Raw genomic sequence first — 25,363 nt, 5'->3', positions numbered from 1 at the left:
ATGAATCCTCCCCTCAAACTTGTCCAAGAAAGAGATTTTGGGCAAAAAATCAATGCTACCTTTCAGTTTGTTGTTCAAAACTTCAAACCTCTTGCCACTTGTTTACTTTACATTGCAGTACCATTTAACTTGATGCTGGCATTAGCAGGGCTTTATTTAAATAGTAGGCTTACAGGGCTATCAGATTCGAGTGATTTTGTAAAATATTTCTCTTCCTTTTCGCCTCTTCTTTTTGTGACCTACCTGCTGTCGTTAGTGGGTTTTGTAATTACGAATCTAACCGTAACTAGTTTTATTGTAGAGTATGAGCAAGGCAATCGCGCTATTACGCCAGCCGATGTGTGGGGGAGAGTACAAGGTAGCTTGTTGAGTGGAATTGGTGCGTTTTTATTAGCCCTTTTAGGCATTTTTGTAGGCTTTATTTTTCTGTTTGTACCGGGCTATTTTTTAGCCTTTTGTTTCCCTTTTATTTTTATTGTGATAGTTCGAGAAAACGCGGACGCTTTCAGTGCGCTAAAACGCTCAGTTGACTTGGTTGAAAGTCCCTGGTGGTCGCCCGTGGTCGGAAGTATTTTGCTCATTTGGTTACTTTTTTTTGAGTCTGTTCGTCAGCAGATACGTAGCTGGTGGTCTACCTTCGTATTGCTCATGATGATGGTATTGATTGTATACATTGTTTCGATGGCCTTAGCCGTACCGGGAATGATATTAGGATTTGCGAGTGGGATGAAATTGGGAACTTTCAATATGTCGACTACTTATGTGATATTAACCATTGTCAGTAATGTATTTTCTACCTTGATTCAAAGTCTCATACCTATAGCAGCGGCAATGCAGTATTATAACTTTATTGCTCAGAAAACGGAATTGGCCGACGCTATTGACGAAATCGGAAAAGATATTACTCCTCGCCAAGATTTAAGAGAAGAAGATTTCTAATGTTTTTTGAGGAAATCAATGAAATCAACATTGAGAGAAGATATTGCCGCCCAACTCAAATCATCTAATCTAAATTTTCGGACGTTGGATTTGGAAGGTCTGGATTTGAGTGATATGGATTTGACGGGAGCCGACTTTCGTTTTTCAAATCTATCATATGTCAATTTTAGCCGATGTATTCTAAAGAATGCAAATCTTAGCTTTGCCAAAATAGACCATGCCAATTTTGAGGGAGCTGATGTAAAAGGAATCAACTTGCAAAGTGCTTCCACAGAGGGTGTTAGCTGGTCGGTGGGGCAGCAAAAAGATACGAAAGTAGTAACCGATAAAGTCCAGAATCTCACCCAAAAACTTTCCTCTCTTACCCATTTGCTGTACCATACGGGATGGTTTGGTACGGTCATAAGCGTTTTTATTGGAGCATTTATGTTTTATGGGGTGAGTGCGGTTATTTATTTTACCAATCAAATCTTAAACGCCCATGAGCCTACTCTTGGGGTTTTTTATCAGTATATTGTCGCTAATAACATCGTAGGAGGGATTTTGACGGTAGTAGCCACCAATTGGATGTCGGGATTTTTGGAAAAAAATGTCAAGTCAATTACGATTCAACATTTACTGTTGTCGTTTGTAATTGGGGTAGGGTATTTGTTACTTACTACCTTTTCTTTTTTAAGCTTTGGGCAAGAAATCATTGCTGAAACCCTTAAAAAATATCCTTCTCAGTCGACTAGTAATGCCCCTTGGTATGTATATGTGCTATGCCCGATTTTTGTAGCTAATGTATTTCATTATTTTCAGAAACAGGGCAAACAGCTTACTCGCAAGATTTCAGAACAAGAGCTTCAGCTTTCTGAATTAGAAAAACTAAAAACTAGGGCTGAATTGGAAGCTCTTCAAGCTAGAATCAATCCTCATTTCCTTTATAATTCGCTCAATAGCATAGCAAGTTTGGTACATTTTGATCCCGATAGAGCAGAGCAAATGACACTTCTATTGTCAAAGCTTTTTAGGTACGTTACTAATAAAATGCCTGATTATTTTGATACCTTGGCCAATGAGCTTGAAATGGCAGCTACTTATTTAGAAATAGAGCAGGTGCGCTTTGGAGATCGACTTTCGTTCAGAATACTGGTATCTGACGATGTACTCAAACAAGCTCAAGTACCGCGTTTTTTGATTCAGCCCGTGGTCGAAAATGCCATCAAACATGGTATCGCAAAAATGACAGAACGGGGTGCTATTGAAATCAAAGCAGCTAAAAAGGGAAGATTGCTGCAAATCACTATTCATGATAATGGCACGCCTTTCCCCGAGCCTGTAAGTGTGGGTTATGGTCTTCAAAGTATCCAAGAAAAACTCAGGTTGTTGTATGGAGAAGAGGCGACAGTGTTGTTACAAAATACTCCCTCCAAAGAAGTGGTCATAACGCTCCCTTTGATGAACAAATAAAAAACGAAGGAATTTTAGTGTATTTATTGTTGTTTTGTCGTTCTGTAACAAAAACTTAATTGTGTTGTGAGAAAAACTATAGTATGGTTTTTTTACACAATACCAAAGCGAGAATCACATGCTCCGTTTGGACTTTAAAGACCTTATTTTATTCGAAAACGAGGATTATATCGTAATCAATAAACCCGCTCATGTACCTTCTATCAATGAGCGCACCGCCGATAAGTCGGTGAGTATTTTGAGATTGGCCAAAGAATACAGCCATGATGCTCAAGTAGCGCACCGCCTCGATAAAGAAACCTCAGGAGCGCTTGCTATTGCCAAAAATCCAGAAGCTTATCGGCATTTATCAATGCAATTTGAACATCGCGAAGTCACTAAGCGCTACCATGCGGTAGTCAATGGAGTTCATGACTTTGACAGTATATCCGTTTTTTTGCCAATTGCACCAATGAAGGATGGCACGGCCGTTAAGATAGACCGTCAGAAGGGAAAGCCAGCCGAAACCGTTTTTTTTACGTTAAAAGCTTTTCGAAAACATACGCTTGTGGAGTGTATTCCAATCACAGGGCGTATGCACCAAATTCGGATTCATTTGCAGTGTTTGAAGGCCCCGATTGTATGCGACCCCACTTACGGTGGTGCCAATGTATATCTTTCAGAATTGAAGCGAAATTTTAATCTCAAGAAAGACACCGAAGAGTTGCCCATTATGCAAAGGGTAGCATTACATGCTTATTCTCTTTCATTTCAGCTATTGAATGGTGAGGCTATCAAAGTAGAAGCCCCCTATCCAAAAGACTTTGGGGTATTGGTAAAATTGCTGGAGAAAAACTCATAAAAAAATGAGGTAGTAAATAACTTAACTTACCTACTACCTCATTTTTTAAATATTTGTTTTACAGATAGAGAGGCACTTTTGCCATCCAATCATTTACTTCTTGCTTCACTGTCGCAATTTTTTGGTCATTGTCGGCATTCATCAATACCGTATCAATCAAATCTACGATGCGTTCCATATCGGTTTCTTTGAGGCCGCGAGTCGTCATGGCAGGGGTTCCCACCCGCATACCTGAAGTTACCATAGGTGATTTGGCATCAAACGGAACCATGTTTTTGTTGACAGTAATATCTGCTTTGATTAAGGTATTTTCTGCCAATTTTCCTGTTAGGTTCTTAGAGCTTAAGTCGATGAGCATCAGGTGATTGTCGGTGCCTCCAGAGATGATTTTATAACCTTTTTCTACAAAAGCAGTCGCCATAGCTTGGGCATTCTTACGAACCTGAATAGCATAGTCAGTATAGTCATCGCTTAGTGCTTCTCCAAATGCTACCGCTTTGGCAGCGATAACGTGCTCCAATGGGCCGCCCTGTGTACCTGGAAATACACCCGAATCAAGCAATGAAGACATCGTACGAATCTCGCCTTTAGGAGTTTTGATTCCAAAAGGATTTTCGAAGTCTTTACGAAGCATAATAACTCCTCCACGAGGTCCACGCAGGGTTTTGTGCGTGGTGGTAGTGATGATATGGCAATGTTCGAGAGGGTCGTTGAGCAAGCCTTTGGCGATGAGTCCAGCGGGGTGAGAAATATCCGCCAAAAGTATAGCACCGATTTGGTCAGCAATGGCTCTTAGGCGCGCATAGTCCCAATCGCGGCTATAGGCCGAAGCACCACAAATAATCATCTTGGGGCGCTCTTTAAGCGCTGTTTCTTCTACTTTATTCCAATCAATAAGCCCTGTTTCTTGCTCTACGCCATAAAAAAACGGCTGAAAATATTTCCCCGAGATATTGACAGGAGAACCGTGAGTTAAGTGACCCCCATGAGCTAAGTTGAAACCGAGGATTTTGTCGCCCGGCTGCAAACAGGCTAAAAATACAGCTGTGTTGGCTTGTGCGCCAGAGTGAGGTTGAACGTTGGCCCAACTAGCACCAAAAAGCTCCTTAAGACGGTCGATAGCAATTTGCTCTATTTGATCCACAACTTCGCAGCCGCCATAGTAACGTTTGCCGGGTAGGCCTTCGGCATATTTATTGGTCAACACACTGCCTTGGGCTTCCATTACTTGTTTAGAAGTAAAGTTTTCGGAAGCAATAAGTTCGATACCTGACTCTTGGCGGTGGTGTTCTTGAGCGATCAAATCAAAAATTTGGGTGTCGCGTCCTGTTGTCGTAGCAACCATTGGATTTACAATTTGGATTTACGAATTACAATTTGGAGAAAAATTTAAGCAAAGGTACAAAGACCATGTCAAAATAGAAGCCTAATCCTTTGAAATTCAAATCAACTTAAAGGATAAACGATGATGACAACAGCTGCCATGCTCCTGGATAGCTCTGCGATGGGCAGGAGTGGGGTAGCCCACATTTTGAGCCCATTGATAGTGAGGATATTCCAACGAAAGTTGCTCCATAAGATCGTCGCGGTAGGTTTTGGCCAAAATAGATGCAGCAGCAATACTCATAAACAGAGCATCGCCCTTTACGATACAAGTATGAGGTATGAAGGGATAAGGGGTGAATCGATTGCCATCTACGAGCAAGTGCTCAGGACGATAGGTAAGCTGGTCGATGGCACGGTGCATGGCTAAAAAACTTGCTTTTAGGATATTGATTTGATCAATTTCTTGATTAGATACCTCTGCAATAGCCCAATCAAGGGCAGCATCAATGATTTCTTGGCGCAAGATATTTCGCTGATATTTCGAAAGCTGTTTAGAGTCATTGAGAAGTTCATGTTCAAAATCTTTTGGCAAAATTACGGCGGCAGCCACTACAGGTCCCGCTAAGCATCCTCTTCCTACTTCGTCGAGTCCTGCTTCGATAAGTGCATCGTTATAAAAAGGTTTTAACATAGTAAGTGCTAAAGCATAAGGGGGTGCCCGGCGGTTAATCGTTATTTGTTTAAAATAAGTGTATTATGGCCAGATAGCTGCTTAAGGGTTTTTGTTCAATTCATAAAAAAAGTCTGTTATAAATGGAAATATAGCCTCTTTAAAACCACCTATCTAGCGAGGTATTTGGGTCAAGCAGGCAATTTACTTATTTTTGCTTCGAGGTAACACAGCCTCTCTCATTAATTTGGTATGCGACTTGTTTTCCTATTTTTGCTGGTATGTTGTTATGGTGTAGCTCAAGAAAGCCCAGCGCCGGCTACTAAAGTTGAAAAAGTGCTGATAGAAAATCAATCGATATCGGCCCTAGATACTGCTCAGTACCGAATCAGGGTCGGAGATAAGCTGCGTATTCGCAACCTAAATGCTCTTGAGATTATTTATCCCCAAAGTGCCGGAATCTCGGTGTCGGGCTCTCCTATCACAACCTCTGGCTCCATAAATCCCTATCAAACTACCGTTGACAGGTTAGGACAAATTGTACTTCCCCACATAGGAAGAATCAAAATTGTAGGTCTTACCAAAGCAGAAGCTATCAGTGAAGTAGAGCGACGCTACCAAGATCTTATCAACAACCCCATTTTCGATATAGAAATCTTAAATTTATATGTGAGAGTATTAGGGGCGGTATTTAAGCAGGGTGTCATACCGATCGAAGAAGAAAAAATGACTTTAGGACAAGTGATTACGCTGGCGGGCGGAATTGATTTTTCGATTGCCGACCGGACCATAAAATTGATACGCACTACCCAAGGAACCCAAACCGAGGTAGAGTACGACATCCGAAATATCACTGATCCTTTGGTGGCTAATATACGTATTTATGAAGGAGATTACGTTTTTATACCGCCTTCCAAAGGGAGTCTTCGGAATGTGAAAAATCAGCGAATATCAAGTATCTTACAACCTATTGTTATCTCTCTCAATACAGTAGCAGTGCTATTGGGGATTTATCTAACACTGCGAAATTAACCAACAAAATCATGTTTTCTTTTTTCAAGAGGACAAAAGCGTCTCCTAATTCGGCATTTTCACTTACTTATATGCAGTGTGATTGGCATTGCCATGTACTTTATGGGATTGATGATGGTGCCCAAACCGAAGAACAAACCTTAGAGATGCTGCAAGAGTATGTGTCGTTGGGAATTAAAAAAATAGTAGCTACGCCCCACGTAAGAGCTGATTATTTTAAAAATACCTTAGAGACTATCAAAAAAGCTCACGAAAAAGTTGAACGACTGATTTTACAAAACAATCTCCCCTTGGTATTAGAGGCTTCGGCTGAGTATTTTGCGGATGAAAATTTTTTGGGACTCATCAAAAAGAATGAACTTTTGCCTATCGAATCTCAATATATATTGTTTGAGTTGCCGATGCAGCAATTTCCGTGGGGCATCAAGCTTGTCGAAGAGGTACAACAAAAAGGTTATACGCCTGTGTTAGCGCATCCAGAGCGCTATCGCTATTGGCATACCAAACCCAATGAATGGAAGAGTTGGAAAAATAAAGGAGTATGTTTTCAACTCAATCTGTTGTCGCTTACAGGCTATTATGGCAAGGCCGAGCGTCGGATGGCCGAGCAACTCCTGGATGCCGATTATATCGATGCGGTAGGTACCGATGCACATGGTATAAGACACTTACAAAAATTGGCAGATTTGAACGGAAACCCTTATTTTGATAAATTACAACAATTGCCTTTACTAAACCATCTAGGGTAAATTTTTTAGGGAAGCTATATGCAAAATGAGAATTGGAATAGGGTGTATGATAGGTATGCAGAGGCATCTGTCAATATAGATATCAAACGAATCGTACGGGTATTGGCAAGTAGATGGTATTGGGTATTAGGATCATTGGCGTTGGCGCTGGCAGGCTGCTTTGTTTTTTTGCAAATATCCAATTCACGCTATGTATCCTCGGTACTCTTAAGTTACAGCGAAAAACAAACGGAGCTTAATGAACTCAATCAGCTTTTGGAGACTGACGCCGCCGCCAGTCAGAAGTATCTTACAGAAAGGTACGTGATAATATCTGAAGAGGTCGTGAATGGAGCCGTCAAAAAACTTAATTACCCATTTACCTTTTATAGCGAATCTACTTTTCGCACAGAAGATATCTATCCCTATCAGCCTTTTACGGCTCAAATCGTCTCTTATGAAGCTTCCGAATACGGATTTGGGGTCTTTCAAATCCAAAAAGATGGAATCATTACCTACAAAACCGAAAAACCAGAAGATGAGGTAAATGAAGAACTAAAATTTGATTTGTCAAAAGACACGCTCATTTCGGTCAAAGGGCTAAGTTTCAAAGTAAACTCGGTAGCAAGACTGACTCAAGACTATATCTTCAGCTACAACGACCCAAACCAGACCAGAAGGATGCTCAGTAGTCTTATTTATGTCAATGAAGCTGAGCGCAATATGTCTATCCTGAATGTGTCGTTTTCGCACTCCAATCGTAGGTTTACCCAAGATTTTCTACAAAAACTGATTGAGTCTTATCAAGAATACAACTTGCAACAAAAAAAGCTATCGTCTAATCTGACCATCAATTTTATTAGGGAACAGGCCCAAATATATGCCGATGCGCTTAGAAAAGCTTCGTCCGAACTGGAAGTGTATAAGCAGCGCCAATCCGTGCCTAATTTGCAAGCGTCTATGTCGGACGTAATGGGACAAATGACGCAATTTGAGACTCAAAAAAATACCTTAGAAATACAAAAAGCGTACATAGACCTTCTCGAACAAAGCCTTAATAATCGCTTTGAGCCAGTCAATATTGGGAGTATTGGACTTGACAATACCACCGATGGTGTGCTGGTGGGATTGGTTCAAAATCTGAACAAACTTATATTGGATCGTAAAAACTTTATCGTTGGCAAAAATCTCAGCGTAAACAATCCCGTTGTGAAAGCCGCAGATGATGAAATAGAGCGTATTCGAGAGCAGATTTTAAGCAATATTAGGGTTCAGAAAGAAAAAAATGAAAGTACGCTCAGGATTATCACCCAAAACCTTACTCTCCTCAAAAAAAGAATAGATGCTCTTCCTTCGGTCGAAAGGGAGTTGGGGTATTTACAAAATGACCGAGATGTCAATGAAAAAATATATTTATTGTTGATAAACAAAGAAATCGAAGCCTCTATCATAAAGGCTGGAATGCTCCCCTCATTTACCGTACTTACCCGCACCAATGCCTACAAAGTAGCGCCGAGAGCCGTGGTGATTATGTCGTTTAGTGTGTTGTTGGGATTGATTGTTGGCTTGGGTTCTATTTTCTTAGTGAGATACTTAAACAATAAGTTTGTTGACATTTCTGAAATTGGTAAAAATGGAAACACCACACTTCTGGGCGTGATTCAACGCTACCCTGATGAGATTCGAAACAATGAAAAAGATTTACATTATTTTTTGGATAATAGATCACTGTTTTCGGAATCAGTCAATGGAATACGAACCAATCTTAGTTTTCTGACCGAAATCAAAGAGAATAGAGGGAAACTGCTGATGGTTACGTCGGAAGTGGCAGGTGAGGGAAAATCGTTTGTAACCATCAATTTGGCCATTTCTCTTACAAAGGTGGATAAAAAGGTGCTGATTGTTGTCTCAGATCTAAGGCGGTCACGTTTGCACCGGTTTTTTAATAATAACAATAAAATTGGGTTGAGTAATTATCTGGCTGGAAAGATAGATAATTATGAGAAGGTAGTACAGCATTCGGCAATTGATAAATTAGACTATATCCCCGCCGGCCCCGTCCCTTTCAATCCCGCTGAACTCATTCAGCAAAGCCGTTTTGATGCAATGCTTGACGATTGTCTCCGACAATATGACTTTGTAATAGTAGACACGGCACCTATTGGGCTAGTATCTGACAATATCCCCCTTCTACGCAAAAGCGATTTAGTGTTGTTTGTGATAAGATGGCTGTATTCTTCCAAAGAAGCTCCGCTTTTAGCACAGCAGATGACCGATGAGCTAGAGCTAAAACAGGTCGGGATTATTATCAATGATTTTTATAAAGATAATCTATATGCTAGTGTTTCCACCCCTTCTTATGCTTCAAAAGGCTATGGATACAAGTATAGTTATGATTATTACGGCAAGTCCAATAATTATTATTCAGATTCAGGAACTAAGAAGCGTAGCCTGTGGCGTAAAATAAAAGGTTGGTTTAGACCTAAAAGCTAAACAGGAAATGGTAAACTTTTTTAAAATCGGCAAAGCCACTTAACTATTTATATTGTTTTGAAATCCCAAAAAATTCTTGCTCTTATTCCTGCCCGACAAGGCTCGAAATCCATCATTGATAAAAACATCAAGTCTTTGGCTGGCAAGCCACTTTTGGCTTATTCTATCGAGCAAGCTCTCGCGTCAAAGTATATCAATCGAGTTATTGTTTCTACAGATAGTGAATATTATCAACAAATAGCCGAAGCATTCGGTGCTGAAGTTCCTTTTTTACGGCCTGATTCAATCTCGGGAGATTTGACTCCTGACTTAGAAGTTTTTCAACATGCCCTTCAATGGCTTCAAAAAAATGAAGATTATACCCCTGATATCATTGTTCATCTACGGCCTACTTCTCCTTTTAGGGAAGTAAAAGAAATTGATGAAATGATAGAGGAGTTACTCGCTCATCCTCAATGGGATAGCATAAGAGCAGTGTGCCCAGTGCCCCATACACCTTATAAAATGTGGTTTTTACGGGACGATAAAACTTTGGCACCGTTGTTGATGTTGGAGGGCATAGCCGACCCTTATAATCAACCTCGGCAAGCATTGCCTGAAGTATATCTCCAAACAGCTAACATTGATGTGGTGAGATATGATACGATTGTAGCTCAAAACTCAATGACTGGTAAAAACATTGGAGGATATGTGCAAAAGATATTTAATGATATAGATTTACAAAGTGACTGGGAAAAGGCAGAACACCTGATTTTGCAACAGAACTCAGGTAATGACCAAATCCGAACGTTTAGTGTAGATATTGATGGAGTAGTGGCTCAGCTCTCTCCCAACAATGATTATAATTTATCTCAGCCCAATTGGCCAGTGATAGAGGCCGTCAATAGAATGTATGAACAAGGACATCGGATTGTATTATTTACGGCAAGAGGAAGCAAAACCGGAATAGATTGGTCGGCGGTGACAAAACAGCAAATTGAAAACTGGGGAGTAAAACATCATGAGCTACGTTTGGGTAAAGTTACGGCCGATTTTTACGTAGATGATCGCAACTTAAGTGTGTATGAATTTATAGAATTAAGTAAAAAAACAAATAGTTCTTTTTGACTTTCAACAGATTTCCTAATTTTGCAGTCCAATTTGAAAAGCAATAGTAATGAGCAATAAAGACACAGATTCTGGGTTAGAATTTTTGGAAAGCCCAGAGGGGTTAGCAAGCGAGCTAAACAAGTTTGAAAAAAACCTCGAAAAGAACCGTAGTTTGCTATATATAGCAATAGGGGTGGTGGTAGTTGGTTTGGCAGGATGGTTTGGCTATAACTGGTACGTAAGTAGCCAAGACGAAGAAGCCCAAGCAGCTTTGTATAGTGCTGAATTTGCATATGAAGCAGATTCTCTCAACAAAGCCCTCAAAGGAAGTGGTGGAAATCCTGGCGTAGAAAAAATTGCGGATGAATTTAGCGCTGCTCCTGCAGGAAATATCGCTACGTTTATAGCAGGTTCTGCCCTTATGAAACAAGGTAAATTTGACGAGGCTATTACTCGCTTAAAGGCATTCTCTGCTACAGATTTAGTATTACAAGGCCGTGCATATGCCTTGATTGGCGATGCTTACATGGAAAAAAATAATGTAGAAGAGGCAATCAGCTATTACCAAAAGGCAGTAGACTATAAGCCTACGCCGCAGTTTACGCCTTCATATATGATAAAATTGGGTATTGCTTACGAAAAGGCCAAGAAAAATCAAGAGGCTATCAAGGTGTATTCAGACCTTATCGAAGATTATCCTCAATCTTCTGACGTTTTGAATGCAAAGAAATTCAAAGCATTGCTCGAAAGTGCAGCCGAGTAAAAAAGATGATATAATGCACTCGCTCATTTGTTTTTTATAGAAACATATCAAAGGATAAGGCTCAACAGCTTTATCCTTTGTTTTTGATAAATAATCATACACTTTTAATTAGTGAACCCAAAAGTTCTTTAAATTAAAATGTTTGTTGTAAATAGATAAGTGTCAGGCATTTAATTTCGATTGATTGCCGTGGCAATTTCTCCATTTTCAAATTTCCTCATTTTTCAAATTAGTCCATTTACTTAATCTTCTCTTTATGAGTCTTCTAACAGTAGGTTCGGTTGCTTTTGATGCGCTTGAGACACCCTTCGGCAAAACAGATAAAATCATAGGTGGAGCGGCCACCTACATTACACTCTCTGCCTCGTATTTCGTTACTAAAAATAAGCTAGTAGCGGTAGTAGGAGATGATTTTCCCCAAGAAATGATTGAGCTTTTGCAAGGCCATGGAGTTGATACAGAAGGCTTACAAATCAAAAAAGGGGAAAAAACGTTTTTTTGGTCGGGCAAGTATCACAATGACATGAACAGCCGCGATACAGTAGAAGTACAGCTCAATGTAATGGAAGGCTTTGACCCTTTGATTCCGGCTTCTTATCAAGATTGTCAGTATTTGATGCTAGGCAATACCGCACCTTCTATTCAGAAAACAGTACTCGAACGTATCGAAAAACGCCCCAAATTGGTGATGCTTGATACCATGAATTTTTGGATGGATATAGCCATGGATGACCTCAAAGATGTCTTGAAACTGGTAGATGTATTGACTATCAATGACGAAGAAGCACGTATTTTATCGGGCGATTATTCACTTCGTCGTGCTGCCAAAACCATCATGGCAATGGGGCCAAAAACACTTATCATTAAAAAAGGAGAGCATGGGGCTTTGTTGTTTCAAGGCAATAATCTGTTTTATTGTCCAGCGTTGCCATTAGAGGAAGTTTTTGACCCTACAGGTGCTGGAGATACTTTTGCGGGCGGTTTTATCGGGTATCTTGCAAGCACTGATGATATTAGCTTCGACAACATGAAACGGGCTATTGTGTATGGTTCGGCTATGGCATCATTCTGTGTTGAGAAATTTGGCGCCGACCGAATCGTTGGTCTTACACAAGAAGAAATTACGGCTCGTGTTCAAGAATTTGTTAGTTTAGCTAACTTCCAAATCTAAAAAAAATAAGTATGAGTTATTCTATTGTTCGCCGCCCACGTCGAAATAGGCAGTCGGCAGCTATCCGTGCGTTGGTACAAGAAACAACTCTTTCGGTCGATGATCTTATTTTTCCGATGTTTATCTTAGATGGACAAGATGTCAAGAGTGAGGTGAAGTCGATGCCTGGTATCTATCGGTATTCGTTAGATACTCTTTTGGAAGAATTAAAAGAAATCACCGATTTGGGCATCAAGTGCATAGATTTGTTTCCCAACTATTCGGAAGATAAAAAAGATAAGTTTGCCACCGAAAGCTATCGAGAAGGTACCTTATACTTAGATGCGCTTAAAGCCGTAAAAGATAAGTTTCCTGATTTGGCTATTATGACAGATGTAGCTATGGATCCATACAGCAGTGATGGTCATGATGGATTGGTCGAAAATGGAAAAATATTGAACGACCAAACGCTCGAAATTTTAGGTAAAATGGCCGTAGCACAAGCCCGGGCAGGAGCCGACATCCTCGGTCCTAGCGATATGATGGACGGTAGAATAGGGTATATCAGAAAGGCACTTGATGCAGAAGGATTTACTGACGTCAGCATTATGTCTTACTCGGCCAAATATGCGAGTGCGTTTTATGGGCCATTTCGTGATGCGCTAGATTCGGCACCTCGCTTTGGTGACAAGAAGACTTATCAAATGAATCCTGCGAATGTAAGAGAGGCTCTTATCGAAGCCGAACTGGACTATGAAGAAGGTGCTGATTTTTTGATGGTCAAACCTGCTCTTTCGTATTTGGATGTCATCAAGACCTTGGATCAAAATTTCGACTTGCCGATTGCTGCTTATAATGTCTCTGGCGAATATGCCATGGTAAAAGCCGCAGCTCAAAATGGATGGCTTGATGGACAGAGAGCGATGATAGAAGTGCTTCTCTCTATAAAGCGAGCGGGTGCGAAGGTAATTCTTACCTATTTTGCCAAAGAATTTGCACTTCTAAAAACTCAAGTATAAAAAATCACAATTTTCGTTTTTTTTAAACGTTTAGTGTGTTAGCCAAGGAGCGAGTAATATCTGTATTCAACACCTAACTCATATGTTTGACGCTATGAAGAAAATCTCTGGAATCTTTATACTCTTTTGTGTTTGGTTTGCAGGCTGCAAGCAAGACGAACCACAGCCCAGAAGTGTATCCGATATTTTGATAGAAGATAGTGAGTTAGGGATGTTAAGAGCTGCCATTGACCATGCTGGTATCAGAGATGCATTCAAGACAAGTACTGTTACTATCTATGCGCCCAGTGATGAAGGGTTTAAGGCGGCGGGTTTTGCGGATGCCTCTGCTATTACGGCTTTGCCTCCCGAAGAAGTAAGAGCTCTTCTTACCAACCATATAATGATTGGTAAAATTACCAAAGACAAGATGGCTCTAGGGTTGAATAATCCTGTTACGATGATGTCAAAGGGGAATGCCTTTTTATCAAATGTAAATGGAGGACCGTTTTTGAATCATGCCAGATTTACAAAAACAGATATGGTAGCTACCAATGGTGTAGTACATGTCATCAACAACGTGGTTCCGATAGCGAATCGCTCAGTGGGGCTTATTCTAAAAAATACACCTGATTATAGTCTATTTAGAGAGGCACTTTTGAGAGCAAGAATAGCCGATCCTCGTTTGCAAGAATTGGTCGATACCACCGCTAAAACAGTATATTCGCCATCTTATACTTTGTTTTTGCCTACTAATCAGGCAATGATAGCAGCACGGCTTTCATCGGCAGAAATATCAGTCACAAGTCCTATTATTTTGGCACGAACTGTGGCTTATCATATTGCCCTGAGCCGCTATTTCTCTTATATGCTGTCGGGCAATTTAGCGATGCTAGACGCTTCTTATGTGACTAGCTTTGATGTTCAGTCAACAGGCATTAAAATCAAAGATCGCCAAAGTCCCCCTACTGAAGCTAATCTTATCAAAACAAATATCAACGCTACTAATGGGATTATCCACGTGATTGATAAAGTTTTAAAGCCTTAGGGCGGAACATAAATTGTGAAAATTTTGTATTAATTTTACTGTCAAACAATCAGTAAAAACATGAAAAGTTTAATAGTGGCTCTTTTGGTGTCTATGGTTGCCATCATGGGCTTCGTCAAGGCCGAATATTCAGATAAGAACACGGAAAGCAAAGATAAATTTCGGTATCGGGCATTGAGTAGCAACAATCCCGTGAAGATTTCTTGGGAAACCCTTCGTGATGTCACTTTTAAGAAAAAATGGTACCCCGAAGAATCAGTTTATATGCTCTATCCTACTTTTGGTCCTAACGTCAATAAGTTGAATGGAAAAGAAGTAATGCTTACTGGTTATGTATTACCGATAGATGCTGAGTCTAATCTGTATGCGCTTTCGGCGTTCCCGTTTAGTGCTTGTTTCTTTTGTGGGGGTGCAGGGCCAGAATCGGTCGTGGGTCTCAAATTCAAAAAAACTGGTCGTAAATTCAAGACCGACGAGCGTCATACTTTGCGAGGCACTCTAAAACTCAATGCAGATAACATCTATGAGTTGAACTATAATATTGAAGGTGCCGAAATTGCAGACGAATAATACTGGTTTGATGTAAACCAAATAAAAAGGGAAATCGATGTAAAATCGATTTCCCTTTTTATTTGGCAATGGTGACATTGATGTAGATATCACTATTGCGTCCTTTATCGTCGCTGCAAGAAATCTTTACTTTGCCAGGAGGAGGGCTAAAAAATACTGGACTTTGGGGTTTGGTTTTTTCTAAGAGCTTATCATTTACATACCAATAGACCGTCGTTACGTCATTGGATACTTGGCAAGATAGCTGCATTTGTTGACTGTCTAAAAAATATTCGCTTCCGTCGTTTGGACTAGTAATTGTAGGAGCACCTGCTTGGAAGATTCGAGTACAGTAAGGATTATGAGAAGGAATTTTGACATATGGAATTTGCATAGATTCGTTGTAAGCGATTAGTTCTGGAGAAAGGTTTGGATACAATTTACGTTGAAAACCAGTGTCGGGTAAGCATTGTGAGCAGTAAGAAAGGGTTTCGTTTCTATTGGTAAATACCCATTTGAGATGTTGGCATTTTCGACTTGGTGAAATGCCCATAATAGCGTAGTCAATGATTTGATGATTACAAAAACTATTAGGAACATCCCCACTCTCGGCACATACTTTTCGAGAAATAATATTGGCAGCAGGGCGAAACCAACCTTTGGGGGAATTGTAATCGATGGCATTGAAAATATCAAAGAGAAGGGGAGTCGCAATATTGGCACCGTTGAGTTCAGGCACTCCTATTCCCGAAAAATTGCCTATCCAGACTCCTACTGTATAATGTTGATTATAGCCGATACTCCAAGCATCTTTTTTGCCGTAGGAAGTACCAGTTTTCCAAGCAATACGCGGTAAATGATAAGTATTGTCGAAATTGTTGGGCAAATCGGGGCGTGTAATTTGGGTAAGAATATTCGTAATTAGATACGATGCTTCTGCCGAAATCAACACTTCGGCTGGTTTGGTGGCTTTCTCGTTCGAGTGTAGATACTTTAAGGGACGGATTTTTCCTTGATTAGCAAATGAGGCAAAAAGACGCGTAAGTTCCTCTAAAGTCACTCCACAGCCTCCCAAAATCATCGAAAGTCCTAAGTCTTTCGATTGTTTTTTGATTGTCTGAAAATCGGCTTTTTTTAAATATTCAATAAAAACACTGGGCGATATATCTTTTAATACTTTCACCGCAGGAATATTGAGGGAATTAGCTAGGGCAAATTCGACTGTTACTTTGCCGTTGAATTGTCGGTCAAAGTTTTCTGGCTCAAAACCACCGAAGTTGGTCGGTACGTCATTGAGGGTGGATTTGGGAGAAAGAAGACCTCTGTCAAATGCCACCCCATAAAGAAGAGGCTTGAGTGTACTACCCGGAGACCTCACCGCCCTGATACCGTCTACCTGACCTCCGTCAAATATATTCTGAAAATCGGCCGAACCTACATAAGCTTCTACATTAAGGGTTCGATTATTGACTACGAGAACTGCGGCATTGTGAATATTGATGCTGCGTAGACGATTTACATAATTTTTGGTGATTTGTTCTGCTTGTATCTGTCGATTTACGAGCAAAGTGGTATGGACAATGGGAGTATTTTTGTGCTCTTTTTGCATTCTTATAGCCCAATGAGGTGCTTTTTTAGGAGCTTCGCGTCGATACGCGTTGAGGGGTTCTTGTAATGCGTCTTCAATGTCGCGCTGTTTAAAAATTCCTGTTTGCTCAAATCGCTTCAACCATTTGTTTCTTTCACTTACGATAAAACCATTATTTTTTCCTAACCTCAAACTAGAGGGGCGATTAGGAATAATAGCAAGTGTCGTAATTTCGGCCAAGCTCAGCAGTTGGGGAAGCTTGCCAAAGTAAAGCAAAGAAGCGGATTTCATGCCTTCGATATTGCTACCGTAAGGAACCAAATTAAGATAAAGCTGAAGAATCTCATCCTTGGAATAGTGCACTTCCAATTGAGTAGCCCGAAAAACCTCAATCAATTTGCTAGTATAGGTGCGTTTGCGTGGCTCTAGCAACCGTACTACCTGCATCGTAATGGTAGACGCTCCTGATACACGCCGTTGGCGTAGGAGGTTGTTTGCGGCTGCTTTTGCTAAGGCAAAAGGATTGATGCCGAAATGATAATAAAAATATTTGTCTTCTTTTTGAAGGATAGTTTGGCGAAGAATAGGGGTAATCTCCTCTAACTCAGTATATATTCTCCACTTATCTTCTTTGTTTAAAAAAGCATGAAGCACACTACCATCCGCTGCCGTAACGAGCGTGGAGTAAGAAGGCTTAACTCGAAAAGGAAAGAAAATATCAAGCAGAAAAAAAAGTATCAATGGGCTTATCAAGAGCCCATTGCGACGATTGAAAATTCGTTTAAAAGAACTTTTTTTTACTACTTCTAGCATAAATATGAATGCTTAAGACACCTATACTTCTTCCAATAAAGTTCTAAAAGAGACATACTTATTCTGAAAAAGAGCGTGATGTTTTTGCTGATGAGCCGCGTCATGAAGATTCTGGTAAGTGAAGTAATTTTCCATGCTTTGAAAATAATATTGGCACGAGTATGTAATCCCTTCATTTTCAATCTCTGTCAAAAGGCGTAAAAGCTTGTTGCCTTCAAGCAGGCCTGTTGCCATTATTTCTGGCAGGTGTACTTTCTTCATCCATTGAAGCCACTCACTTTCTATCGCTTTGTCGATATTGACGGTTACACTATATAAAATCATAATTTTGGTCTTTATTTGATTCAAAACGCAATATTTAAAAATATAGTGGGCTTTTCGATACCATAAAAAAATAATATTAATTTGTTGGGCGTTTCGAACTAAAATAGTAGATTTATCCAAGTGATAAGTCCCTCCAATTTCAAGACCTGTCCAATGGACTATAAGGCATTAAGAGAATTGGTCAGACAGGGTGAAGGTAAGCATATTGAATTCAAATTGAAGACCAATCACCCCGAAAAAATCGTCCGTGAAGTGGTGGCATTTGCCAATACTGACGGCGGACGTCTTCTCATCGGCATCGGTGATGACCGCACCATTAAAGGACTCAAATACGTAGATGAGGATGAATACTTGTTGGTGAGAGCTATTGAAAAATATTGCTCTCCTCATATACAATACACCGTTGAGCGAGTTCCGGTAGGAGAAGAAAGGGATGTGTTGGTGTTCAATATTTTGCCGAGTCCTCAGCGACCTCATTATGTATTACAAGAATCTGACGCTGCTCGTACCAATACCACCTATGTACGCAAGAAATTTGTGCCCCAAAAGCAAGCTCCAAAATTGGTGAAGAAAGCCTACGTACGTGTAGCGGATAAATCAATACAAGCAAGTTGGGAAATGCGCGAGATTTTGAGGCGGAAAAACAACGATCATAATGTGAAATTTAGATACGGAGACAACGAACGTAAACTAATGCAACATTTAGATAAGCACCACAGCGTGACGGTCGATGATTTTGCGTCTGTAGCAGGGATTTCAAGAAATCTAGCCTCCAAAACGCTGGTTTTGCTAGTATTAGCCAACGTATTAGAAGTACATCCTGACGAAATGGTAGACCACTTCACAATGGTAGGTATCAACTAAAACAAAAATCCACCGCCCTTAAAAAGGATGGTGGATTACTATACTACCTAAACCTCTACCATTTAATTATTTCTTCTACTAAAACGGTTATTAAGTCTAATTTGTTCGTATAACAACTAAAAAGATTTTTCTTCTCTACCTAATTTTAGTTGTTTAGCATGTTTTTGGCCAAATTTTAAGCTATTATTTTGCTTTTACGATAGCCGTAGCTAAAATAAATGATTAAACCTGCTGCCATCCACCCAAAAAAGACAAACCAAGAATTGATGGGAATTTCAATCATGAGATATGTACAACATAAAATGCCCATCACCGGAATCAAAGACCACTTTTTTAGGAAACTGTATATGGTGACCCATAAAGACAACGCTAAAAATATCAGAAAAAGGTATTCTTGATGTTGCTCGTGCCCAAAATGAGAAAATGCCTCACTGATTCTTTGGCGCGAAAAATACACAAATACAATCCAAAGCACAGGAATAATAAACCCACTATTAATATACGGCATTCGGAATGATTTCGATGATTGATTTTCTTCTTTTGGTAAAATTAATACTCCCCCACACACCAGTACAAAAGCAAATAGGGTACCAATACTCGTAAGGTCAGTGACCAACGAAGCATCCATAAATAAAGCTGGGATTGCGACTAAGACCCCCGTAATGATAGTTGAAAAAGAAGGCGTGCTATAACGAGGATGAATTCTACTAAAGGCCTTAGGAAGTAGCCCATCGCGACTCATACTCATCCAAATGCGAGGTTGACCAATCTGAAATACCAATAAAACGCTTGTAGCGGCTACTACCGCACTAATCGAAATAAAATAACCTACGCGAGGTTGGCCGATTTTGTCGAATACGTAGGCTAATGGGTCTGCAACTCCTTGGAATTCTGAATAATTGACCATGCCTGTGATAACAAGCGCTGTGACGATATAAATAAGAGTACAGATAATCAATGAATAAATCATTCCTTTGGGTAGGTCACGTTGGGGATTGGCGCACTCTTCGGCAGTGGTAGAGATAGCATCAAATCCAATGTAGGCAAAGAAAACGGCTGAAACTCCTTTCAGCACCCCGCCAAATCCGTTAGGTAAGAAAGGCGTCCAATTGTCGGTGTTAATAAAAAATATACCTACTGCAAATACCACAAACAAGACAATGAGCTTTAAAGCTACCATAGCGTTGGCGCTACGTTTGCTTTCTTGGATACCTATATAAGCTAAGATAGTAACTAGCACTACAATCACAAACGCTGGGACATTGATAATAAATCTTGTATCGCCAAAGAGTGGCGCTGTAGTCCAAGCCAGATTCTCGACCGATTTACCCGCAGATAAAGTTTGTTCATACACTTTTTGGGCGGTAGCGGCGTCAGTTATCATCCATCTAGGCAACACAATACCCACACCCTGCAAAATATTGTCGAAATAGCTACTCCAAGAAATAGCAACGACTATGTTGCCGATGGCATATTCGAGAATCAGAGCCCAGCCGATAATCCAAGCGATGATTTCGCCGAAAGTCACATAAGAATAAGTATAGGCACTTCCCGAAACAGGTACTCTAGAAGCAAACTCTGCATAACACAATGCCGTAAAACCACAAGTGACAGCTGTAATGATAAAAAGAAAAATAACGCCTGGTCCTCCGTCATAGGCTGCTGCTCCGATAGTAGAAAAAATCCCCGCCCCGATGACAGCCGCAATCCCCATCGATACTAGGTCTCTTACATTAAGAACTTTTGCCATGCCACTGGTATGGCTTTCTAAAGAGGCATTATCTAATATTTGTTTTAACGACTTTTTGCGAAATAGAGAGTTGTTCATTGAAGTGGTTTTAGGGTTGCTTTAGTCTATCTATGGTAAAAATATAAATTATTGTGAACAAATCTACTCTAATGTTAGCTTTTGAGACACTAGTATACTTGGCATTATTTTTGATGCAAATACTTTGAATTGTATTTAAATATCTGATTGCTAAAAGTTTACATATATGTCAACTAAAATTAAACCTCACTCAGTCGTTAAATCTCGTATTTCGCCGAATGTAAAAAAGCGCTTGATTGCTTCTGGTAAAATCATTGTATCTAGCGTTTCTCTTAGACCCACGGGTGTGGCTATTCAGCCTGCTTTGCCAGATTCACCCCTTTGGAGAAGAACCTTTTTTGGAAAGTATCGTAGCCTTAACGAAGATAAAATGGACCAGTTCTCTGAGGAGTGTGCTATGAACTTGGAGGTACTTATTTAGGGTTTAGAGATGTTTTTGGCCTCTATATAATCTTCCCAAGTATCAATATCAGATAAGGTTTCTAATAAATAATACGGAAGTCGAGTAGCGCGATTAGACTTGTATTTTTTTAAATCAGCTAATGTTTCCTCCAGAAGATGGGCTTGGCTCCAAGGTTTGTTTTCAAACAAGTAAGGATGTAATTGGCTCATTCCTAATAGATAATACCCGCCGTCGTTGGCAGGGCCAATCACCACTTCTGCTTTTGCTAGATGCTCAAAGGCCTCTTTCAAATGCTTTGATTTTATATCAAGACAATCACTGCCAATAACCACGACTCGGTCGGCTTCAGTAAACTCAGCTTCAAAAGCTGCTCTCATCCTTCCCCCTAAATCAGGCACGTCTTGTTGGCTTTTTTTTGAAAAAAAGTCACTCGTCCATAAGTCATTATTATTTATAAAATCTCCATAATAAACAACGACTCTTTTATCATAATCTAAAGAATTTTGGCGAAGCCACTCAATCGTTATATTTTTAGTGTGTTGGAGAAGCTCACAATATACTTCTACGGCCTTTTGATGTCCAGCCTTCGCTGCTAGTCGAGTCTTTACTTTTCCAGCAATTGGGTTTTTTACAAAAACAATAAGTGAGCAAATCATTCGTTTGGGTTGGATAGTTGAAATAAAGATAGTAAGATTGACAAAAAAATAGAACGAACACGGAAGTTCAATACTTTTATGAAACATTTCCTTTGGGTAGCCTTATTCTTAACCACCACCACATCATTTGCACAAGACGTTGCATTTAAGAAAATCATTGAAAACCAAAAAGTTGACCCTACGCTTGCTACCCTTACAGAAAGTGAGCAAAAAGAATCGGGAGTATTGCTTCGCAATCAGATTTTTATCGAATATACGTTTGATTCGCTAGGCCAGTTTTCTTGTTTGGAGGGAATTTTTAAACGCATCCGAATCAATGATTCCAAATCAATTGAGATGTATAATAAAATCGTTTTGCCGGTACCAAATACCAACGATTTGCTGTATCTCAAAGCAAGAAGCATTAGCAAAAATGGAACCATTAAAGAAGTAGGATTGGAAGCGGTCAAAGAGCTTGAAGAGCGTGGAAGAGTCTATAAAATATTGGCAGTAGAGGGGCTAGAGGTAGGCGGAGAGTTGGAATATGCCACTCTTTTTAGACGCAATAGCACCTTGTTTGGCTCTGAAATTTTACAGAGTGATATTCCGGTGAGAGCTACTGAGCTTAAGATTATTACGCCTTCTTATTTAGTGTTTGAAGCCAAAGTATACAATGCTCCTGCGAATATCGAAACCGATACAGTTTCTCAAAAGCGAATCACCACCATTTTGGTCAAAAATCTACGCCCTATCCACGAAGAAAAATATGCTAACTTGAAAGCTAATATCGTAAAGGCAGATTATAAATTGTCCTACAATCTGAGCCGTGGCGAAGAGCGATTGTATACTTGGCAAAGTGCCGCCGAAACTTTCTATGATTATCTCCGAACAGGAATCGAAGAATCGAAAGCAGATGTGGGGGCTTTGTTAACAAAAGAAAAAATAAAAGGGCTACCTGCCGAAGCTGCACTCAAAAAATTTGAGAATTATGCCAAAACCAACATCGCCGTCAAGGAAGAAGAAGAGGCCGATATTGCTTCGGATGTATTAAAAAAACAGTACGCTTCTAAAGCAGGCATGATGCGACTTTATATTTCGGCCTTAGAAATACTCAATATCCCTTATGAAATCGTAGTAGGTTGTAGTAGAGCCGATGCGGTATTTGATAAAGAGTTTGATTCTTGGAGCTTTTTAGATGAGTACTTGCTGTATTTTCCTGCCACCAAAAAGTTTTTGGATCCAAGCAGCCCTATTTTGCGCTATGGGATGATTGATCAATATATGGAGGGAAACAATGCTCTATTTATTAAAACTATAAAAGAAGGTACGCAAACATTCCCAGAAGCCGAAATTCGCTTGATTCCGTTTTCGACTATTCTGGACAATCATGATGATTTGATGATAGATGTGAGTTTTTCGCCCACTATGGATCAAGTACAAGGAAAAGTAACTCGTCAGATGACAGGCCATCAGGCGGCACAACTACGACCCTACTATCATTTTGTAAAAGCAGAAGAAGAACGAAAGCAGTTGACCAACGAAATTATTAAATCTACCCTAAAACCTGATGTGACTTATTCGAATGCTCAAGTCAAAAATACAAATCTAAATAGTGACGAAGCCAATAAGCCTTTTATCCTCACAACTGATATTGCTCTGAAGAGTGTACTCGAACGAGCGGGGAAAAAATATTTATTTAAAATAGGAGAGCTTATTGGGCCACAAGTAGAGATGTACAATGAAAGAGAACGGCAGTACTCGATTGATATGGGTAATGCCCATGCTTACAAAAGAGTAATGAAAATAAGGATTCCGCAGGGTTATAAAGTGAGCGGACTAGAGAGCTTAAAGCGCAATATTACAGATGGTAAAGCTGAGCCAGTGATGGGGTTTGTATCTGATTATAAACTAGAGGCAGGTGTGCTTACGGTCACGATTGATGAGTTTTATAAGCAGGTTTTACAACCCATAGATACCTACGAATCGTTCCAAAAAATAATCAATGCAGCAGCTGATTTCAATAAAGTGACGTTGTTGCTTGAGAAAAGCTAAAACTCTTACAAGGAATCTATAATTTTGTTCTTTTAAAAGTAAGATTCAAAAGACAATACCAATTCTAAATGATGAATTTTAAAAATTGGATATTATTGCTCCCCATGATGTACGTCGCAGTGGGGTGTGTGACTTCAAAACCTACGCGCTCTACCACGGTAGATGCTTACAGCAATTATGACGAAGACTTGTCGGGTGTGCGACCACGATATAAAGAGGTAGCCCCTGCCGAAACCGCCCCTAAAAAAAATGAAGTAAAGCGTGTATTGTCTGATCAGCCTTTGCACGTAAATCGCCAACTCGATGCCGTAGTCGATACCATAGCGGCTCGCAATCGCAATATTCGGTTTGCTTCTGGCTATCGGATTCAAATCTATGTGGGTAGTACCCGCAAAGATGCCGATGATGCCAAACTTTATACTTATCAAACCTTTCCAGAGTTAAATCCCTACTTGATGTATAGCCAGCCTACTTATCGTGTTCGCATCGGAGACTTCATGAATCGTATCGATGCGGAGCGATATCTGGAGCAAGTGCGTACTCGATATGCTTCAGCGGTGGTTCTGGCCGAAAAAATTGATTTAAAAAAGAGCTTATTAATCAAGTAAAAACACTTAAATAGAGTCGCAGGGCGGCATTGTTACTAATATGAAAAAACGGGCACTCATTACGGGTATTACTGGCCAAGACGGCGCCTATTTGACAGAGCTGTTGTTAGAAAAAGGATATGAAGTACACGGAATTAAGCGTAGAAGTTCTCTCTTCAACACCCAGCGTATCGATCATCTTTACGAAGATCCTCATGATAAGGGCGTTCGTCTTCATTTGCATTATGGGGATCTCTCAGATTCTACCAATGTGATTCGCCTTATTCAGGAGATTCAGCCAGACGAAATATATAACCTTGGTGCGCAGTCTCACGTGAGGGTGAGTTTTGAGGAACCCGAATATACCGCTCAAGTGGACGGCTTGGGTACGATGCGTATTTTGGAAGCAGTTAGACTGCTAGGGTTGACCAAGAAAACACGTGTCTATCAGGCGTCTACTTCGGAACTATATGGGCTGGTACAGGCAGTTCCTCAATCTGAGACAACACCTTTTTACCCTCGTTCGCCTTATGCTGTAGCTAAACTATATGGTTATTGGATTACGGTCAATTACCGTGAAGCCTATGACATGTATGCCGTCAACGGTATCTTATTTAATCACGAATCGCCGTTGAGAGGGGAGACTTTCGTAACTCGCAAAATCACCCGGGCAGTGGCTAGGATTGCACTAGGTTTGCAAGACAAAATGTATTTGGGTAACCTTGATGCTCAACGCGACTGGGGTCATGCCAAAGATTATGTAGAAGCAATGTGGCGGATGCTTCAGCAAGATACACCAGAGGATTTTGTAATCGCGACGGGAGTTACTACACGAATCCGGGATTTTGTACGAATGGCTTTTGCGGAAGTAGGAGTGGAGCTAGAATTTAGAGGAGAGGGAGTAGAAGAGACCGCAATTGTACTCAAATCCAACAATCCCGCTTATTCACTTTCAGTGGGCAAAGAAGTGGTGGGTATTGACCCTCGTTACTTCCGCCCTACGGAAGTAGATTTGTTGATAGGTGATCCTACCAAGGCTAAAACCAAACTTGGCTGGGAACCAAAATATGACCTACCAGCACTTGTGAAAGAAATGGTGGCTTCGGATATTGAAATTTTCAAACGTGACCAGTTGCTCGAAAAAGAAGGACACCGCACTCTCAAATATTACGAGTAATAGAGCCTAAAGTC

Annotated in this window: 23 protein-coding genes; 17 read left to right on the top strand and 6 right to left on the bottom strand. The window is 40.2% G+C overall.

The window, feature by feature from the left end; genetic code table 11:
• From P1X15_RS15520 to P1X15_RS15510, 3 genes are all read left to right on the top strand, one after another.
• A complete protein-coding gene (locus tag P1X15_RS15520; RefSeq protein WP_277339044.1) occupies positions 1-939 on the top strand; it encodes a hypothetical protein in 939 nt (312 codons plus the stop codon).
• Positions 940-957: 18 nt separating this feature from the next.
• The gene (locus tag P1X15_RS15515) at positions 958-2,391 is read left to right on the top strand and encodes a histidine kinase (RefSeq protein ID WP_277339043.1); all 1,434 of its coding nucleotides are present in this window, start codon (positions 958-960) and stop codon (positions 2,389-2,391) included.
• Positions 2,392-2,509: 118 nt separating this feature from the next.
• Positions 2,510-3,232, top strand: a complete 723-nt coding sequence (locus P1X15_RS15510) for an RluA family pseudouridine synthase (protein ID WP_277339042.1) — start codon at positions 2,510-2,512, stop codon at positions 3,230-3,232.
• 58 nt (positions 3,233-3,290) lie between these two features.
• Here P1X15_RS15510 and glyA read toward each other — a convergent pair whose 3' ends face one another.
• A complete protein-coding gene (gene glyA, locus P1X15_RS15505) occupies positions 3,291-4,577 on the bottom strand; it encodes a serine hydroxymethyltransferase (protein WP_277339041.1) in 1,287 nt (428 codons plus the stop codon).
• 96 nt (positions 4,578-4,673) lie between these two features.
• The gene (locus P1X15_RS15500; protein WP_277339040.1) at positions 4,674-5,249 is read right to left on the bottom strand and encodes a ribonuclease HII; all 576 of its coding nucleotides are present in this window, start codon (positions 5,247-5,249) and stop codon (positions 4,674-4,676) included.
• 231 nt (positions 5,250-5,480) lie between these two features.
• On the opposite strand from P1X15_RS15500, the gene P1X15_RS15495 reads away from it, so the two are divergent.
• From P1X15_RS15495 to P1X15_RS15455, 9 genes are all read left to right on the top strand, one after another.
• Complete coding sequence (locus tag P1X15_RS15495; protein WP_277339039.1) at positions 5,481-6,260, top strand: polysaccharide biosynthesis/export family protein; 780 nt, start codon at positions 5,481-5,483, stop codon at positions 6,258-6,260.
• 11 nt (positions 6,261-6,271) lie between these two features.
• Positions 6,272-7,009: a tyrosine-protein phosphatase gene (locus tag P1X15_RS15490; protein ID WP_277339038.1), complete on the top strand. Its 738-nt coding sequence runs from the start codon at positions 6,272-6,274 to the stop codon at positions 7,007-7,009.
• 18 nt (positions 7,010-7,027) lie between these two features.
• The gene (locus P1X15_RS15485) at positions 7,028-9,481 is read left to right on the top strand and encodes a tyrosine-protein kinase family protein (RefSeq protein ID WP_277339037.1); all 2,454 of its coding nucleotides are present in this window, start codon (positions 7,028-7,030) and stop codon (positions 9,479-9,481) included.
• A gap of 57 nt (positions 9,482-9,538) precedes the next feature.
• On the top strand, positions 9,539-10,588 hold the full coding sequence (locus tag P1X15_RS15480; protein ID WP_277339036.1) for a cytidylyltransferase domain-containing protein: 1,050 nt from the start codon (positions 9,539-9,541) through the stop codon (positions 10,586-10,588).
• 49 nt (positions 10,589-10,637) lie between these two features.
• Entirely contained in the window at positions 10,638-11,333 is a 696-nt protein-coding gene (locus tag P1X15_RS15475; protein WP_277339035.1) for a tetratricopeptide repeat protein, read from the top strand.
• Between the two features lie 256 nt (positions 11,334-11,589).
• Positions 11,590-12,504, top strand: coding sequence for a PfkB family carbohydrate kinase (locus P1X15_RS15470; protein WP_277339034.1), 915 nt, complete (start codon positions 11,590-11,592; stop codon positions 12,502-12,504).
• A gap of 11 nt (positions 12,505-12,515) precedes the next feature.
• Positions 12,516-13,502, top strand: coding sequence for a porphobilinogen synthase (gene hemB / locus P1X15_RS15465; protein WP_277339033.1), 987 nt, complete (start codon positions 12,516-12,518; stop codon positions 13,500-13,502).
• A 94-nt stretch (positions 13,503-13,596) separates the two neighbouring features.
• The gene (locus P1X15_RS15460) at positions 13,597-14,529 is read left to right on the top strand and encodes a fasciclin domain-containing protein (protein ID WP_277339032.1); all 933 of its coding nucleotides are present in this window, start codon (positions 13,597-13,599) and stop codon (positions 14,527-14,529) included.
• A 60-nt stretch (positions 14,530-14,589) separates the two neighbouring features.
• On the top strand, positions 14,590-15,099 hold the full coding sequence (locus P1X15_RS15455; RefSeq protein ID WP_277339031.1) for a DUF3299 domain-containing protein: 510 nt from the start codon (positions 14,590-14,592) through the stop codon (positions 15,097-15,099).
• 58 nt (positions 15,100-15,157) lie between these two features.
• Here the strand turns inward: P1X15_RS15455 and pbpC are convergent, their stop codons facing one another.
• Positions 15,158-17,479 carry a penicillin-binding protein 1C gene (pbpC, locus tag P1X15_RS15450; RefSeq protein ID WP_277339030.1) on the bottom strand — a complete coding sequence of 774 codons (2,322 nt, stop codon included), beginning with the start codon at positions 17,477-17,479 and terminating at the stop codon, positions 15,158-15,160.
• 21 nt (positions 17,480-17,500) lie between these two features.
• Positions 17,501-17,803: a DUF4286 family protein gene (locus P1X15_RS15445; RefSeq protein ID WP_277339029.1), complete on the bottom strand. Its 303-nt coding sequence runs from the start codon at positions 17,801-17,803 to the stop codon at positions 17,501-17,503.
• 153 nt (positions 17,804-17,956) lie between these two features.
• Here P1X15_RS15445 and P1X15_RS15440 point away from each other — a divergent pair, with 153 nt between their 5' ends.
• The gene (locus tag P1X15_RS15440) at positions 17,957-18,667 is read left to right on the top strand and encodes a helix-turn-helix domain-containing protein (RefSeq protein WP_277339028.1); all 711 of its coding nucleotides are present in this window, start codon (positions 17,957-17,959) and stop codon (positions 18,665-18,667) included.
• 175 nt (positions 18,668-18,842) lie between these two features.
• Here the strand turns inward: P1X15_RS15440 and P1X15_RS15435 are convergent, their stop codons facing one another.
• The gene (locus P1X15_RS15435) at positions 18,843-20,495 is read right to left on the bottom strand and encodes an amino acid permease (protein WP_277339027.1); all 1,653 of its coding nucleotides are present in this window, start codon (positions 20,493-20,495) and stop codon (positions 18,843-18,845) included.
• Positions 20,496-20,661: 166 nt separating this feature from the next.
• On the opposite strand from P1X15_RS15435, the gene P1X15_RS15430 reads away from it, so the two are divergent.
• Positions 20,662-20,916, top strand: coding sequence for a hypothetical protein (locus P1X15_RS15430; RefSeq protein ID WP_277339026.1), 255 nt, complete (start codon positions 20,662-20,664; stop codon positions 20,914-20,916).
• Here the strand turns inward: P1X15_RS15430 and P1X15_RS15425 are convergent.
• Positions 20,913-21,554, bottom strand: a complete 642-nt coding sequence (locus P1X15_RS15425) for a TIGR04282 family arsenosugar biosynthesis glycosyltransferase (RefSeq protein ID WP_277339025.1) — start codon at positions 21,552-21,554, stop codon at positions 20,913-20,915. The two genes, P1X15_RS15430 and P1X15_RS15425, sit on opposite strands and share 4 nt — an antisense overlap.
• 78 nt (positions 21,555-21,632) lie before the next feature.
• On the opposite strand from P1X15_RS15425, the gene P1X15_RS15420 reads away from it, so the two are divergent.
• From P1X15_RS15420 to gmd, 3 genes are all read left to right on the top strand, one after another.
• Entirely contained in the window at positions 21,633-23,585 is a 1,953-nt protein-coding gene (locus tag P1X15_RS15420) for a DUF3857 domain-containing protein (RefSeq protein WP_277339024.1), read from the top strand.
• 68 nt (positions 23,586-23,653) lie between these two features.
• On the top strand, positions 23,654-24,193 hold the full coding sequence (locus P1X15_RS15415; RefSeq protein WP_277339023.1) for an SPOR domain-containing protein: 540 nt from the start codon (positions 23,654-23,656) through the stop codon (positions 24,191-24,193).
• A gap of 40 nt (positions 24,194-24,233) precedes the next feature.
• Positions 24,234-25,349, top strand: a complete 1,116-nt coding sequence (gene gmd / locus P1X15_RS15410; RefSeq protein ID WP_277339022.1) for a GDP-mannose 4,6-dehydratase — start codon at positions 24,234-24,236, stop codon at positions 25,347-25,349.
• Positions 25,350-25,363: the final 14 nt, after the last annotated feature.

The sequence above is a fragment of the Runella sp. MFBS21 genome, from assembly GCF_029433105.1.
GTDB lineage: Bacteria > Bacteroidota > Bacteroidia > Cytophagales > Spirosomataceae > Runella.
Note: the sequence above shows the minus strand (reverse complement) of the source record. Positions and strands in the feature narration are given on the sequence as shown.